Source organism: Pseudomonas sp. NPDC007930, assembly GCF_042958985.1.
Classification (GTDB): Bacteria; Pseudomonadota; Gammaproteobacteria; order Pseudomonadales; family Pseudomonadaceae; genus Aquipseudomonas.
The window spans coordinates 572702-588104 of record NZ_JBIBKC010000003.1; the positions used below are offsets into that span (position 1 = coordinate 572702).

General features: G+C 66.9%; 13 protein-coding genes. 1 reads left to right on the top strand and 12 read right to left on the bottom strand.

All coding sequences use genetic code 11. The annotated features are described in order from the left end of the window. Positions 1-42: 42 nt before the first annotated feature. From purD to ACFZCE_RS10205, 10 genes are all read right to left on the bottom strand, one after another. Entirely contained in the window at positions 43-1332 is a 1290-nt protein-coding gene (gene purD, locus ACFZCE_RS10160; protein WP_390938525.1) for a phosphoribosylamine--glycine ligase, read from the bottom strand. Positions 1333-1495: 163 nt separating this feature from the next. Further along, a complete protein-coding gene (purH, locus tag ACFZCE_RS10165) occupies positions 1496-3103 on the bottom strand; it encodes a bifunctional phosphoribosylaminoimidazolecarboxamide formyltransferase/IMP cyclohydrolase (protein WP_390938527.1) in 1608 nt (535 codons plus the stop codon). Positions 3104-3179: 76 nt separating this feature from the next. Continuing rightward, positions 3180-3500: a DNA-binding transcriptional regulator Fis gene (fis, locus tag ACFZCE_RS10170; protein WP_390938529.1), complete on the bottom strand. Its 321-nt coding sequence runs from the start codon at positions 3498-3500 to the stop codon at positions 3180-3182. After that, positions 3497-4510 (bottom strand): tRNA dihydrouridine synthase DusB, encoded by a 1014-nt coding sequence (gene dusB, locus ACFZCE_RS10175; protein ID WP_390938531.1) that lies wholly within the window; start codon positions 4508-4510, stop codon positions 3497-3499. The genes fis and dusB overlap by 4 nt, the downstream gene beginning before the upstream one ends. A gap of 161 nt (positions 4511-4671) precedes the next feature. Continuing rightward, the gene (locus ACFZCE_RS10180) at positions 4672-5949 is read right to left on the bottom strand and encodes a DUF3426 domain-containing protein (protein WP_390938533.1); all 1278 of its coding nucleotides are present in this window, start codon (positions 5947-5949) and stop codon (positions 4672-4674) included. 37 nt (positions 5950-5986) lie between these two features. Next, positions 5987-6868 carry a 50S ribosomal protein L11 methyltransferase gene (gene prmA / locus ACFZCE_RS10185; RefSeq protein ID WP_390938535.1) on the bottom strand — a complete coding sequence of 294 codons (882 nt, stop codon included), beginning with the start codon at positions 6866-6868 and terminating at the stop codon, positions 5987-5989. A 130-nt stretch (positions 6869-6998) separates the two neighbouring features. Continuing rightward, positions 6999-8108, bottom strand: a complete 1110-nt coding sequence (locus ACFZCE_RS10190) for an acetoin dehydrogenase dihydrolipoyllysine-residue acetyltransferase subunit (protein ID WP_390938537.1) — start codon at positions 8106-8108, stop codon at positions 6999-7001. Then, entirely contained in the window at positions 8105-9124 is a 1020-nt protein-coding gene (locus tag ACFZCE_RS10195) for a pyruvate dehydrogenase complex E1 component subunit beta (protein ID WP_390938539.1), read from the bottom strand. The genes ACFZCE_RS10190 and ACFZCE_RS10195 overlap by 4 nt, the downstream gene beginning before the upstream one ends. A 29-nt stretch (positions 9125-9153) precedes the next feature. Then, positions 9154-10134: a thiamine pyrophosphate-dependent enzyme gene (locus ACFZCE_RS10200; RefSeq protein ID WP_390938541.1), complete on the bottom strand. Its 981-nt coding sequence runs from the start codon at positions 10132-10134 to the stop codon at positions 9154-9156. A gap of 22 nt (positions 10135-10156) precedes the next feature. Continuing rightward, on the bottom strand, positions 10157-11185 hold the full coding sequence (locus ACFZCE_RS10205) for an NAD(+)/NADH kinase (protein ID WP_390938543.1): 1029 nt from the start codon (positions 11183-11185) through the stop codon (positions 10157-10159). Between the two features lie 279 nt (positions 11186-11464). Between ACFZCE_RS10205 and ACFZCE_RS10210 the strand changes: the two genes are divergently transcribed. After that, positions 11465-13339, top strand: coding sequence for a sigma 54-interacting transcriptional regulator (locus ACFZCE_RS10210; RefSeq protein ID WP_390938545.1), 1875 nt, complete (start codon positions 11465-11467; stop codon positions 13337-13339). 164 nt (positions 13340-13503) lie between these two features. Here the strand turns inward: ACFZCE_RS10210 and accC are convergent, their stop codons facing one another. Further along, positions 13504-14859 carry an acetyl-CoA carboxylase biotin carboxylase subunit gene (accC, locus tag ACFZCE_RS10215; protein WP_390938547.1) on the bottom strand — a complete coding sequence of 452 codons (1356 nt, stop codon included), beginning with the start codon at positions 14857-14859 and terminating at the stop codon, positions 13504-13506. A 17-nt stretch (positions 14860-14876) separates the two neighbouring features. Then, a complete protein-coding gene (accB, locus tag ACFZCE_RS10220; RefSeq protein WP_390938549.1) occupies positions 14877-15341 on the bottom strand; it encodes an acetyl-CoA carboxylase biotin carboxyl carrier protein in 465 nt (154 codons plus the stop codon). Positions 15342-15403 lie beyond the last annotated feature (62 nt).

Below are 15403 nucleotides of genomic sequence, written 5' to 3' on the forward strand. Positions count from 1 at the left end.
CCCGCAAAGCCGGGGCTTTCCCGCCGGGCGGCAGGCTGGGCGTCAGCTCAGCCCCTGCTCACGGGCAATGGCGCGGTAGCCGATGTCCTTGCGATAGAACGCGCCGTTCCAGTTCACCCGCGCCGCCAGGGCGTAGGCTTGCTGCTGGGCCTCGAGCACGGTAGCCCCCAGGGCGGTGGCGCACAGTACGCGGCCGCCGGCGGTGACCACATCGCTGCCGTTCAGGGTGGTGCCGGCATGGAATACTTTGCCGTCGAGCTGGGCGGCATCGGCCAGGCCGCTGATGGCGTCGCCCTTGGCGTAGTCGCCCGGGTAGCCGCCGGCGGCCAGCACCACGCCCAGGCTCGGGCGTGGGTCCCACTGGGCTTCGATCTTGTTCAGGGCCTTGGCCAGGGCGGCTTCCACCAGCAGCACCAGGCTGGACTGCAGGCGCAGCATCACCGGCTGGGTTTCCGGGTCGCCGAAGCGGCAGTTGAACTCGATCACCTTCGGGTTACCGGCGCTATCGATCATCAGCCCGGCATACAGGAAGCCGGTGTACACGTTGCCTTCGCTGGCCATGCCACGCACGGTGGGCATGATCACCTGTTCCATCACCCGCTGGTGCACGGCGTCGGTGACCACCGGGGCGGGCGAATAAGCACCCATGCCGCCGGTGTTCGGGCCGGTGTCGGCGTCGCCCACGCGCTTGTGGTCCTGGCTGGTGGCCATCGGCAGCACGTTGTCGCCGTCGACCATCACGATGAAGCTGGCTTCTTCGCCGTCGAGGAATTCCTCGATCACCACCCGCGAACCGGCATCACCGAACGCGTTGCCAGCGAGCATGTCGCGCACCGCGGCTTCGGCCTCGGCGAGGGTCATGGCGACGATCACGCCCTTGCCGGCCGCCAGGCCGTCGGCCTTGATCACGATCGGCGCGCCTTGTTCACGCAGGTAGGCCAGGGCTGGCTCGACCTCGGTGAAGTTCTGGTAGGCGGCGGTGGGGATGGCGTGGCGGGCGAGGAAGTCCTTGGTGAAGGCTTTCGAGCCTTCGAGCTGGGCCGCACCGGCGGTGGGGCCGAAGCAGTCCAGGCCGCGCTGGCGGAACAGGTCGACCACACCGGCCACCAGCGGCGCCTCGGGGCCGACGATGGTCAGTTGCACGTTCTGCGCGGCGAAGTCGGCCAGTTGTTCGAGGGCCAGCACGTCGATGGCGACGTTCTCGCACTTGGCTTCGGTGGCGGTGCCAGCGTTGCCCGGGGCGACGTAGACCTTCTCGATGCGAGGGTCCTGGGCGACTTTCCAGGCCAGGGCGTGTTCACGCCCGCCGCTGCCGATGATCAGTACTTTCATGTTCGGATTCCTGAATCTGGGTACGGGCTGCGCCGTATGAGGTCGCAATGGCGTGGGTAGATGCAAGGCGGGGCCGTTTTCTGAAAGCGCAGTTGCCTGTTGGCAATGAGCATTTCAGGAAGCGGCCCCAACGCAGCAGATGCCCGCGCCAGTGCGGCCGGATTTAGTGCCGGAAGTGGCGCATGCCGGTGAACACCATGGCAATACCGGCTTCATCAGCGGCGGCAATCACCTCGGCATCACGCATCGACCCACCCGGTTGAATCACCGCGCGGATACCGGCCTTGGCGGCGTTGTCGATGCCGTCGCGGAACGGGAAGAACGCGTCGGAGGCCATTACCGCGCCTTCAACCTGCAAACCGGCGTGCTCGGCCTTGATCGCGGCGATGCGCGCGGAGTTCACCCGGCTCATCTGGCCAGCGCCTACACCGATGGTCTGGCGGTTGCGAGCGTAGACGATGGCGTTGGACTTGACGAACTTGGCGACCTTCCAGGCAAACACCAGGTCGTGGATTTCCTGTTCGCTCGGGGCGCGGGCGGTGACCACCTTGAGGTCGTCGGCGCCGATCATGCCGATGTCGCGGCTTTGTACCAGCAGGCCGCCGTTGACGCGCTTGTAGTCCCAGGCGGCGGCACGTTCGCTGCCCCACTGGCCGCAGGCGAGCAGGCGCACGTTGGCTTTGGCCGCCACCACGGCGCGGGCTTCTTCGCTTACGCTGGGGGCGATGATCACTTCGACGAACTGGCGCTCGACGATCGCCTTGGCGGTGGCGGCGTCCAGCTCGCGGTTGAAGGCAATGATGCCGCCGAAGGCCGATTCGGTGTCGGTGGCGTAGGCCAGCTCGTAGGCTTGGCGGATGCCGCCTTCGGCGTCTGGGCACACGGCCACGCCGCACGGGTTGGCGTGCTTGACGATCACGCAGGCCGGCTTGGTGAAGCTTTTCACGCATTCCAGCGCGGCGTCGGTGTCGGCCACGTTGTTGTACGACAGCTCTTTGCCCTGCAGCTGCACCGCGGTGGCGATGCCGGCTTCGGCAGGCTTGGCTTCGACATAGAACGCCGCGCTCTGGTGCGGGTTCTCGCCGTAGCGCATTTCCTGGGCCTTGATGAACTGGCTGTTGAAGGTGCGCGGGAATTCACCGCGGCCTTCGGTGGCCAGGGTGCTGGCGGCCTGGTCAACGGTGCCGAAGTAGTTGGCGATCATGCCGTCGTAGGCGGCGGTGTGCTCGAACGCCTTGAGCATCAGGTCGAAGCGCTGGGCGTAGGTCAGGCCGCCGGCCTTCAGGCCTTCGATCACGCCGGCGTAGTCGCTGGCGTTGACCACGATGGCCACGTCTTTGTGGTTCTTGGCCGCCGAGCGGACCATGGTCGGGCCGCCGATGTCGATGTTCTCGATGGCGGTCGGCAGGTCGCAACCGGGCTTGGCCACGGTGGCTTCGAACGGGTAGAGGTTTACCGCGACCAGGTCGATCGGGCGGATGCCGTGTTCGCCCATGATGGCGTCGTCAGTGCCGCGCCGGCCGAGGATGCCGCCGTGGATCTTCGGGTGCAGGGTTTTCACCCGGCCGTCCATCATTTCCGGGAAGCCGGTGTAGTCGGCCACTTCGACCGCGGCGATGGCGTTGTCGCGCAGCAGCTTGAAGGTGCCGCCGGTGGAGAGAATCTCGACACCAAGGGCTTCCAGCTCGCGGGCGAACTCGAGGATACCGGTTTTGTCGGACACGCTGATCAGCGCGCGGCGAATCGGCAGGCGGGTGGTCTGGTCGGTCATTTCAGGTTCCATTCAGAGCGTTTAGCAAAAAAGGCGACGGGCCCAGGGCCGTCGCCTTTTCGGAATCTCTCTTGCGCTAGAGCAGGTCGTACTGCTTGAGCTTCTTGCGCAGCGTGCCGCGGTTCAGGCCGAGCATCTCGCTGGCTTTGGTCTGGTTGCCCTTGACGTAGTTCATCACGGTTTCGAGCAGGGGCGCCTCGACTTCGGAGAGCACCAGGTTGTAAACGTCCGTGACCGTTGCCCCTTCGAGGTGCGCAAAGTAGTTGTGCAGCGCCTTTTCGACGCTCCCGCGCAGGGTCTGCCCCTCTTCACTGGGCGTGATCAGGTGCTGCTTGAGGTTGACGTTGTCGCTCACGGGCGTTGTTCCACTCACTAAAGTCTCGGTCATCATCGTCATGCGGCCACTTCCTCTTCGTCCCCTTTTTCAAGGCTCTCGTAGCGTTCGCCGAAGAACTCGCGAACGTTGGCGCATTGCGCGTGCTTATCTGTCAGCTGATTGAAGCGGGCACGAAAATCCCGGGCGCCCGGCAACGTGGCCAGATACCAGCCCACGTGCTTGCGGGCGATGCGTACGCCCATCACATCGCCATAAAAGGCATGCAGCGCGGCCAGGTGCTCCAGCAGAATCCGTTCCACTTCTTCCAGCCCTGGCGCCGGGAGTGTTTCACCGGTGCGCAGGTAGTGCTCGACTTCCCGGAAGATCCAGGGCCGCCCTTGGGCGGCCCGGCCGATCAGGAGGCCGTCGGCGCCGGTCACGTTCAGTACGTGGCGGGCCTTGTGCGGCGAGGTAATGTCGCCGTTGGCGAACACCGGGATCGACACCGCCTGCTTGATCGCGGCGATGGTGTCGTACTCGGCGTCGCCGGTGTACAGGTCGGCGCGCGTGCGGCCATGGACCGCCAGTGCGCTGATACCGGCTTGCTCGGCGATGCGCGCAATGGTGGTGCCATTGCGGTTGTCGCGGTCCCAACCGGTGCGAATCTTCAGGGTGACCGGCACGCTCACCGCGGCAACCACGGCGTCGAGGATGTCGGCCACCAGGGCTTGGTCCTTGAGCAGGGCGGAGCCAGCCGCCTTGTTACATACCTTTTTCGCCGGGCAACCCATGTTGATGTCGATGATCTGCGCGCCCGCGGCGACGTTGGCGCGGGCGGCATCGGCGAGCATCTGCGGGTCGCCCCCGGCGATCTGTACCGAACGCGGCTCGGGGTCGCCCTCATGGATGCGGCGCAGGCTCGACTTGCGGCTGTTCCACAGGGCTGGGTCACTGCTGACCATCTCGGACACTACCAGCCCCGCGCCCATGCGCCGGCAAAGCTGACGAAAGGGCTGGTCAGTGACCCCTGCCATCGGGGCAAGGACCAAACCATTGGGCACTGTATAGGGGCCGATGCGTACCGCCGACATAGGTTTACCTGTGGTAAGGCCGGATTCGTACGAAGCCTAAGGTTCGAAAAAGGGAGGGCATAATACCCGCTCTCGATGACCGGATAAAGATGAATCTGGATAAAATCTGAACAGCTGTGGGCTTATGCAAAAACCGTTCGAAGCGCAGCGCCGGGGGTGTGCTATTCCGGCGAGCGGAACGACAGGCTGTAATTCACCGCCCGCGGGCCTGGGTCGAGAATATCCAGGGCGATGTGAATCGGTGTTTGCGGCGGCATTTCCGTTTGTCCGGCCAAGTCCCCGCCGAGGTATTCGGCGGGCTTGAAGCGGCGGCTGGCGATCAGCTGGCCGTTGACGTCGGCGAAGCGCAACTCGAGCATCGGGAAGGGCTGCGAGAACCCCGCGCGGTTGTAGATGATCGCATCGACCACCAGCGCGCCGGCGAAGTCCGGGTGGCTGCGCACCACCAGGTTGCTGCTTTTGATCAGGCCCACCGCGACCTTCGACGGCAAGGTGCAGCCGACCACCGGGCAGAGCGCCTGGAACCAGGGGCGGTATTGGTCCTGGCGGGCCAACTGCTCAAAGTTGTAGTAGCAGTACTGGCCAAGCAGGGCCAGCGCCGCCAGCAGCGACAACAGCCCCCACAGCACCCGCTTGCCGGCCGATGAGCGGCTGCGCTGCCATTGCAGTTGCAGCGGGTCGTCTTCGAGGTCGAGCAGGTGGCTGTCGCGCAGGTTCGGCTCGGTGCGCTCGCGGCTGGTGGCGCGGCCGGCGCGCGGCGCGGCGGTGGCTTCGTCGTCGTCATCCGCGGGGCCATGCTCAGGCTCGGTGTGCAGGGCCTGGCGGCGCTCGCGGGGTGCTGGGCGCAACGGCGCGTCGAGGTCTTCGAGCGGGTCGCTCGGGGCCAGGCGTGGTTCTTCACGCTGGGCTTCGGTGGGCTCCGCGTACGCCGGCTCGTCGGCTTCCTCGGCTGCAATCGCCTCGGTGGCGCCGTGCTCAGCGCCGGTGTGGTCGCCGAAGTGCTCGTCGGGCCAGTGCTCGTCGTGGCTATCGCGGCTGGCGCTGAGGGCATGGGTGGTGCCGCTGGCCTGGGCCGGCGCGCGGCGCTCGAGGCGCGCCAGTTCGCTGTCGAGGTCCATCGCGTCGAGCTGGGCGGCTTGCCATTCGCGCAGGCTCATGGGTGCGCGCGGGGCGTGGGTCGGCTCGGTGGGCTGCCAGGTGGGCGCCTCGGCCAGCGCCGCGGGCGCAACGCCAGGCGCCGGGGCTTCGGTCGGGGCCGGGGCGGCCACCGCGGCCTGGGCCTGTTCGGCGGCGCTCTGCTCGAGCAACTGGCGGGCGGCGTTGAACACCTGCTTGCAGGCACCGCAGCGCACCGCCCCCCGCGCCGCGCCGAGCTGGTTGTAGCTCACGCGAAAGCGCGTTTGGCAATGTGGGCACTGGGTGACGAAGCTGTCGGTCATGCGCGGTTCCGGTTCGAGCAGGGGGGCATTTTAGGCCTTATGGGCGGCGGCGGCCACTGATGCGTACCCAGCCGTCGCGTTCGGCGATCGGGTCGAGGTCGAAGGCCGCGGCATAGGCCTGGGCCACTTCTTCGCCTTGTTCGGCGAGGATCCCCGACAGCACCAGCAAGCCGTTCGGGCGCACCAGGGTTTGCAGTTGCGGCGCCAGGGCGACCAACGGGCCCGCCAGGATGTTGGCCATCAGTACGTCGGCCTGCATCGCTGGCATCTGCTCGGGCAGGTACACCGGGAAGCGTTCTGGCGCGATGCCGTTGCGCTCGGCGTTGTCACGCGAGGCTTCGAGGGCTTGTACGTCGATGTCGGTGCCCACCGCTTCACGGGCGCCGAGCAGCAGCGCGGCGATCGCCAGGATGCCCGAGCCGCAGCCGAAGTCGAGCACCTGTTGCCCGCCCAGGGCCTGGCCGTCGAGCCATTCGAGGCACAGCGCGGTGGTGGGGTGGGTGCCGGTGCCGAACGCCAGGCCGGGGTCGAGCAGCAGGTTGACCGCGCCCGGCTCGGGCGCCTCATGCCAACTGGGGACGATCCACAGCCGCTGGCCGAAGCGCATGGGGTGGAAGTTGTCCATCCAGCTGCGTTCCCAGTCTTGGTCTGCGATCACCTCGGCGTGGTGCTCGGGCAGCGCCGCTTCGGTCATCAGTTGCAGGTGGGCGAACACCGCCTCGGCCTCGGTGTCGGCCTCGAACAGCGCCAGCAGGTGGGTGTGCGACCACAGCGGGGTGGTGTTCAGCTCTGGCTCGAAGATGGGCTGGTCTTCGGCGTCCATGAAGGTCACCGACACCGCGCCGATGGCCAGCAGGGCGTCTTCGTAGGTTTCGGCTTGTTCTGGGCCGATGGCCAGACGGACTTGCAGCCAGGGCATGGCGGGCACCTCGGGAATCAAAGCGCCGCAGTTTACACCAGGGTTCGGGTTTGGTGGGCAGGATCTGGGCCCCTTCGCCTGGCGCAGCCGGCATTCCGGTTACGCCGAGCGAAGGGCCCCTGAGCGCACTTCAAAGCCCGCCGATAAACGCCTCGATCAAGCCGTTCACCTGCTCTGCGGCCTCCATCTGCACCATGTGCCCCTGGCCCGGCAGCACCGTTATCTTGGTGGCATTGAGCCCCTGGGCGTGGGCCGCCGGGATGATCTGGTCATTCTCGCCCCAGATCACCAGCGTGGGCACCGTGCCCACGGTGTCGCGCAGGGCAAAGCGCTGGCGGCTGCCGTCGGCCATCGCCGTGGCCAGGGTACTCAGGGCCGTGCCCACCCCCTCGAGGCGCTTGTACTTGAGCATGTCTTCGAGCATTTGCCGGGTCACCCGCCCGGGGTCTGAGAACAACTGCGCCAGTTGCGGCTTCAGGGCGTTGCGGTTGCTGGCGGCGGTGAACCCTTGCAGGTAATCGCCGTTGATCTGCTCGCCCAACCCGGCACTGGCGATCAGCACCAGCGAGGCCACCCGTTCGGGCGCGTGGGCGGCCAGGTTGAGGCTGACCGCGCCGCCCATGGAGTGCCCGGCCAGGTGCGCCTTGGCGACATCGAGGTGATCGAGCAGGGCCAGCACCGCGCCGCTGAGCTCATCCAGCGTGCCCTGCTGCAAAGCCTTGGCGCTTTCGCCGTGGCCGGGCAGGTCCAGGGCGATCACCCGCCGCTGTTGCGCCAGCGCCGGCTGGTTGAACAGCCAGTTGTTCAGGTCGCCGCCAAAGCCGTGCACCAGCACCAGCGGGGTGCCGCCTTCGCCGAGGTCGAAGTAGCGCAGCAGGCGCCCGCCAACCTCGGCCTTCTGCGGCGCCGGGCCGCTGGCGGCGGCATCGTCGCTGTCGGGCGTGAAGCCTGCGAGAAACTGCGCCACCACGGCGTCTATCTCTTCCTCGCTGGCCTCGCCGTCGACCACGATGCCGAGCAACGCGCCCACCGGCAGGGTTTCGTCTTGGTTCGCCACCTGCCGGCGCAGCACGCCGGAAAACGGCGCCTCGACGCTGCTGGAAATCTTGTCGGTTTCCACATCGAGCAGGTCATCGCCCTTGGCGATGGTGGCGCCGGCCTCCTTGAGCCAGGTGTCGACCCGGCCCTCTTTCATCGACAGGCCCCATTTGGGCATGGTCAGGGTATGGATTTGGCTCATGCAGCCTTCCTCTTCTCGGTGATTTTCCGCACCGCCGCCTCGATCTTGGCCGCCGAGGGGATGTACAGGTCTTCCAGGGCATCGGAGAACGGCACCGGGGTGTGCGGCGCGGTGACCATCTCGATCGGCGCCTTGAGCGCGTCGAAGGCTTTTTGCGCCACCAGCGCGCTGATGTCGGTGGCCATCGAGCAACGTGGGTTGGCTTCGTCGATCACCACCAGGCGGCCGGTTTTTTCCACGCTCTCGAGGATGCTGTCTTCATCCAGCGGGCTGGTGGTGCGCAGGTCGATCACCTCGCAGCTGATGCCTTGCTTGGCCAGGCTGGCGGCGGCGTCCATGGCCAGGTGGACCATGCGGCCGTAGGTCACCAGGGTCACGTCGTCGCCGTCACGCAGGAAGTTCGCTTCGCCGAAGGGGATGGTGTAGCTCTCTTCTGGCACCTCGCCCTGCATGCTGTAGAGCAGTTTGTGCTCGCAGAAGATCACCGGGTCGTCGTCGCGGATGGCCTGGATCAACAGCCCCTTGGCCTCGTACGGCGAGGACGGGCAGACCACCTTCAGGCCGGGGATGTGCGTCCACAGCGCGGTGAGCATCTGCGAGTGCTGCGCCGCGGCGCGCAGGCCGGCGCCGACCATGGTGCGCATCACCAGCGGGGTGCGCGCCTTGCCGCCGAACATGTAGCGGAATTTCGCCGCCTGGTTGAGGATCTGGTCCAGGCAGCAGCCGGCGAAATCGACGAACATCAGTTCGCACACTGGGCGCATGCCCTGGGTCGCGGCGCCTACCGCCGCGCCGACGTAGCCGATTTCCGACAGCGGGGCGTCGAGCACGCGCCCAGGGAATTGCGGGTAGAGGCCTTTGGTCACCCCGAGTACGCCGCCCCAGGCGTCTTGCTCGCCCGGCGCGCCGGCGCCGCCGGCAACGTCTTCGCCGATGATGAACACGCTTTCGTCACGGCGCATTTCCTGCGCCAAGGCTTCATTGATGGCTTGCTGGTAGCTGATTTTACGGGCCATGGTGGTTCTCCCTTTATTGTACTTGGGCCTTAGGCGGCGTATTCGACGTAAACGTCGGTGAGCAGGTCGGCGGCGGTCGGCTTGGGGTCGGCCTTGGCGCGGCGCACGGCGTCTTCGATGGTCTTGTCGACCTGCTGGTCGATTTCATCGAGCTGCGCGGTGGTGAGTTGGCCGGCGCGGGTGGTGCGCTCGCGGAACTGCATCAGGCAATCGCGGGTTTCGCGGATGTTCTTCACTTCGTCCGGGGCCCGGTAGGTTTGCGCATCACCCTCGAAGTGGCCGTAGTAGCGGCTGAGCTTCACTTCGATCAGCGTTGGGCCTTCACCGGCGCGGGCGCGCTTGACCGCCTCGCCGGCGGCTTCGTGCACGGCGAAGAAATCAAAGCCGTCCACCGTCACCCCGGGCATGCCGAAGCCCACTGCGCGGTCGGCGATGTGGTCGCAGGCCACGGACCATTTCGACGCCGTGGCTTCGGCGTAGCCGTTGTTCTCGGCAATGAACAGGCACGGCAGGTTCATGATCGAGGCCAGGTTCATCGCCTCGAACACCGCGCCCTCGTTCGAGCCACCGTCGCCGAAGAACACCACCGCGACCCGGCCGTTGCCCTTGAGCTTGGCCGCCAGCGCGGCGCCGGCGGCCAGCGGCGCGCCAGCACCGACGATACCGTTGGCGCCGAGCATGCCCTTGTCGAGGTCGGCGATGTGCATCGAGCCGCCCTTGCCGCCGCATACGCCGGTTTTCTTGCCGTAGATTTCGGCCATCATGCCGTACACGTCTACGCCCTTGGCGATGCAGTGGCCGTGGCCGCGGTGGGTGGAGGCGATGCAGTCGAGGTCGTCGAGGTGGGCCATCACCCCGGCGGCGGAGGCCTCTTCGCCAGCATACAGGTGCACGAAGCCGGGGATTTCGCCGGTGGCGAACTCGGTGTGCAGGCGCTCTTCGAAGGCGCGGATGGTGCGCATCACCTTGTAGGCGTGCAGCAGTTGGTCACGGGTCAGTTCAGTGGACATCTTGTTGTTCTCCTGGTGTGTCTCAACGGGTAAAGGTGAGCGGCATGGCCAGCAGGCGTTCGCGCGCGGCATAGGCCAGGGCGGCCTCCACGTCGATGCTCAGCGGGCCGTGCCGGTCGAGGGTGACCTGCGGGTGGTCGTGGTCGGAAAACTCGATCTCGCGCTCGCCGTCCAGGGCGAGGGTGCCGCGTGGTAGTACCAACGGCTGGGGCTGGCCGGGTGGTAACGGGCCCCAGGCGCGAATGCCACAGGCCTGGATCACCCCGGGCGCGAGGGGCGCGTGCAAGGTGTGTGCGCTACCCTCGCCCAGTTGCAGCCAGGCGCCGTGTTCGGCCTGGCGCGATACCGGGCACCAGAGCCCGGCGAGGGCGCTCAGGCCGATCGCGTGGGGCTCGCCGAAGGTCACGAACACCTGGGCGAGGTCTTCGCTGCGCGACAGCGCGCGGGCACCGATGAAGGTGCGCGGTGACACCGCGACGTCGACCAGCGCGCATTCGCAGAGGTCTTGCTCAGGCACCGTGACCAGCAGCCGCTTGTTCTGCCGCAGGCCGACGCTGGGCGGAATGCGGCCGCTGGCGCAGAGGCCGCCGGCCAGGCCGGCGGTGGTGGTTTCACGCAGTTCGGGGAAGGCATTGTTGGTGCCGGTCGACAGCGCCAGCAGTGGCACCTGGCCGGCCTCGGCGGCGACCGCCTTGTGGGTGCCGTCGCCGCCGAGCACGGCGATCAGGTTCACCCCGCGGGCGACCATCAGCCGCGCCGCTTGGCGGGTGTCGGCCACCGTCTGGCTAAGGGGGAAGTCAAGAAACTCCAGCTGCGGCCAGCGCGCCGCGCGGGCTTGGGCGCCGCTGCTGGCCTTGAGCACGGCGGCGGCGATGCCGGTCATGTCGGTGGGCAGCAGCACCCGCTCTACCCCGGTCACGGCAAAGGCGCCGAGCAGGCGCTGGATGGCGTTGGCCTTGTCGGTGCTCGAATGCAGCCCGGCCTGGGCAGTGAGCCGGCGCAGGTCGCGGCCGGACGCCGGGTTGGCGATGATGCCTACGGTCACGGTCATGGCGTGCCTCGCGTTATTGTTCTGGGCAATGCCTGAGCAATGGCGATGCCAAGCCGGCGCGAAATCGCCGCGGGGGCCGCTGTAGAGGGTTGGCGGGTTTCAGCCGCGAGGCGCGCCGGGCGCTGCGCTGAGACGCGCAGTCCCGCCCTGGCGCCGCGGCGGGCGAGACCCTGAGACGCGACGTCTCAGCGCGACCGCCGGGCTGGCGTGGGTTGTGGTGGCTGGCATTGGGGGCTATATCAAAGGCACAACAATAAAATGCCGGAGACGGAGGCCACCATGCTTGCCGCGAACTCTAAGGCCCACGTGGACGTAGTCAGCCGGGTGCTGCGTAACGCCGGCCGGCAGCCCACCGTGCCCGTGCCCCATCTGATTCTCGATTCCTGGCGCCGCTCGATGGAGCAGCACCATCTGGACCCTGCCTCGCTACAAGGCCCGCGCATCCTCTCTCAGGTGATGCTCGACGAGTGCCGTGAACGTTCTGAATTGTTTCTGCGTATTGCCCGTGACGAAGTCGCCCGCCTGCACGGCCAGGTGCGCGGCGCCGATTACTGCGTGATGCTCACCGACGCCCAGGGGTGCACCATCGACTATGAGGTGGAGCCGGCCATCCGCGGCGACTGCCGGCGTGCTGGCCTGTACCTGGGCACCTGCTGGGATGAAGGCGAGGAGGGCACCTGCGGGGTGGCCGCGGTGCTCACCCACCGCACGGCGGCCACGGTGCACAAGCGCGACCACTACCGCGCTGCCTTTATTGGCCTGACCTGCTCAGCGGCACCGGTGTTCGACCCCCAGGGCGAGTTGCTGGGGGTGCTGGATGTGTCTGCGTTGCAGTCCCCCGATGACCGCCGCAGCCAGTCGTTGATCCGCCACATGGTCGCGCAGAGCGCGCGGCAGATCGAAAACGCCTTTTTCATGCACAGCGCCCAGGGCCATTGGGTGCTGCGCGCCCACCGCGCGCCGGGCTATGTCGACAGCCAACCCGACCTGTTGCTGGCCTGGGACGGCGACGGCCGCCTGTTGGCGCTGAACAGCGGTGCGCGCCAGGCGTTGGTGCGCCAGCTTGGGCACTTGCCTGAGCACGTGGGGGAGGTGTTCAGCATGGAGCACTTGGCCGCGCTGGCCGATGAATCCGCCCAGCCGTTGGCCTGGCCGGGCGACGGCGCGCTGCATGTGCGGGTCAGCTCGCCGCGGCGCAAGCGCCCGCCGGCGGCGCTGGCGCGGGATGCCGCCGCCCAGATAGACACGCGCATCACCGAGCAACTGCGCCTGGCGGTGCGGGTCAAGGACTGCCACCTGCCGGTGCTGGTACAGGGCGAAACCGGCGCCGGCAAAGAAGTGTTCGCCCGCCAACTGCATGCCCTCAGCGCGCGCCGGCACGGGCCGTTCGTGGCGCTGAACTGCGCGGCGATTCCGGAAACCCTGATCGAAAGCGAGCTGTTCGGCTACGCCCCGGGGGCCTTCACCGGCGCCCGCGGCAAGGGCATGCTCGGGCTGCTGCAGCAGGCAGACGGCGGCACGCTGTTCCTCGATGAAATCGGCGACATGCCGCTGGGGCTGCAAACCCGCCTGCTGCGGGTATTGGCCGACGGTGAAGTGGCGCCGCTGGGCGCGGCGCAGCGCCAGCGGGTGGATTTGCACGTGGTCTGCGCCACCCACCGCGACCTGCAACTGGCCGTGGCCGAAGGGCGTTTTCGCGAAGACCTGTACTTCCGCCTGGGCAACGCCCGCTTCGAACTGCCGCCGCTGCGCGAGCGCAGCGACCGGCTGGCGCTGATCAACCAGGTGCTGGCTGAAGAAGCCAAGGCTTGTGGGGTGATCGGCCAGCTCAGTGGGCCGGCGCTGGAATGCCTGCTGGGCTACCCCTGGCCGGGCAACTTGCGCCAGCTGCGCATGGCCCTGCGCTACGCCTGCGCGGTCAGTGGTGGCTCCACCGTGCAGTGGCAAGACCTGCCCGCCGACGTGCGCGGCCAAGCCCCGGCGCCCGGCGCGGCGCAAGCGGTGAACCCGGAACGCCAACTGCTGCTCGATGCGCTGGTGCGCCACCGCTGGAAGCCCGTGGCTGCGGCGCAGGCGCTGGGGATCTCCCGGGCCACGCTGTACCGGCGGGTGAATGAGCATGGGATTGAGATGCCGGGGCGGAGGAAGGGGTAGGGGGTTCCAGGGCCTCTCGCCAGTTTTGTGTAAGCCATTGATTTTGGAAGCAACACAGACCCCGTGGGAGGCCGGCTATGCCGGGCGAAGGGCCCTCGGCATGGGCACATAAAAAAGCCCCGGGCCGCTTGAGCGGGCCGGGGCTTTCAACATCCTGCCTCGAATCAGCTGTTGGCTTTCATGTCAGCCAGCAGGTGCTCCAGGTAATGGATGTTCACACCACCCTTGCAGAAGCCTGGGTCGCGGGTGAGGTCGCGGTGCAGCGGGATATTGGTTTTGATCCCGTCGACAACGATTTCATCCAGCGCATTGCGCATGCGCGCCATGGCTTCTTCACGGCTGTTGCCGTAGGTGATCAGCTTGCCGATCAGCGAGTCGTAGTTCGGTGGAACCGCGTAGCCGCTGTACAGGTGCGAGTCGACGCGCACGCCATTGCCGCCCGGTGCGTGGAAGTGTTTCACGGTACCGGGGCTAGGAATGAAGGTGCGTGGGTCTTCGGCGTTGATCCGGCATTCCAGGGCGTGGCCGCGGAACTGGACTTCGTCCTGGGTGAACGACAGCTTGTTGCCGGCGGCAATGCTGAGCATTTCCTTGACGATGTCGATGCCCGTGATCATCTCCGACACCGGATGCTCCACCTGCACGCGGGTGTTCATCTCGATGAAGTAGAAGCGGCCGTTCTCGTACAGGAACTCGAAGGTGCCGGCACCGCGGTAGCCGATTTCGATGCACGCGCGCACGCAGCGGGCGAACACTTCCTGGCGGGCGGTTTCGTCGATGCCTGGGGCCGGTGCTTCCTCGAGTACCTTCTGGTGGCGGCGCTGCAGCGAGCAGTCGCGGTCACCCAGGTGCACGGCGTTACCCTGGCCATCGGAAAGCACCTGCACTTCCACGTGGCGTGGGTTGGTCAGGAACTTCTCGAGGTACACCATCGGGTTGCCGAAGGCAGCGCCAGCTTCGGTGCGGGTGAGCTTGGCCGAGGCGATGAGGTCCTCTTCCTTGTGCACCACGCGCATACCACGGCCACCACCGCCGCCAGCGGCCTTGATGATCACCGGGTAGCCCACTTCGCGGGCGATCCGCAGGGCTTCGGCTTCGTCTTCGGGCAGTGGGCCGTCGGAACCGGGCACGGTCGGTACGCCAGCGGCTTTCATGGCGTCCTTGGCCGATACCTTGTCGCCCATCAGGCGAATGGTGTCAGCTTTTGGGCCAATGAAGGCGAAGCCGGATTTTTCGACCTGTTCGGCGAAATCGGCGTTCTCGGCGAGGAAGCCGTAGCCCGGGTGAATGGCGGTGGCGCCAGTCACTTCAGCGGCTGCGATGATCGCCGGGATGTGCAGGTACGATTTCGGGGAGGGCGCCGGGCCGATGCAGACCGACTCGTCGGCCAGGCCCAGGTGCATCAGCTCGCGGTCGGCCGTGGAGTGCACGGCAACGGTCTTGATGCCCAGTTCTTTACAGGCACGCAGGATCCGCAGGGCGATCTCACCGCGGTTGGCGATAAGTACTTTTTCCAACATCGTAGGCTCTCCGCGGATCAAACGATGGTGAACAGCGGCTGGTCGAACTCAACCGGCTGGCCGTCTTCAACCAGGATGGACTCGATGGTGCCACTGGTTTCGGCTTCGATGTGGTTCATCATCTTCATGGCTTCGACGATGCACAGGGTGTCGCCCTTCTTCACCACCTGGCCCACTTCAGCGAAGTTCGGCGAGGTTGGCGATGGCTTGCGGTAGAAGGTACCGACCATCGGCGAGCGTGCCACGGTGCCGTTGAGCTTGGCTTCGGCAGGCGCGGCCGGGGCGGCAGCGGCAGGCGCGGCAGCCGGAGCAGGGGCGGCGGCCGGTGCGGCGTAAGGCGCGGGGGCGGCGTAGTACTGCTGTGCGGGGGCCTTGCTGTGGCGGCTGATCCGTACGGATTCCTCGCCTTCCTTGATCTCCAGTTCGTCGATGCCGGACTCTTCCAGCAGCTCGATCAGTTTTTTGACTTTACGAATATCCATTAATCATCAACTCCCAAGGATGTTCAGGGGTTTCAAGGCATAGGTTGCAAGCATTGCGCGCG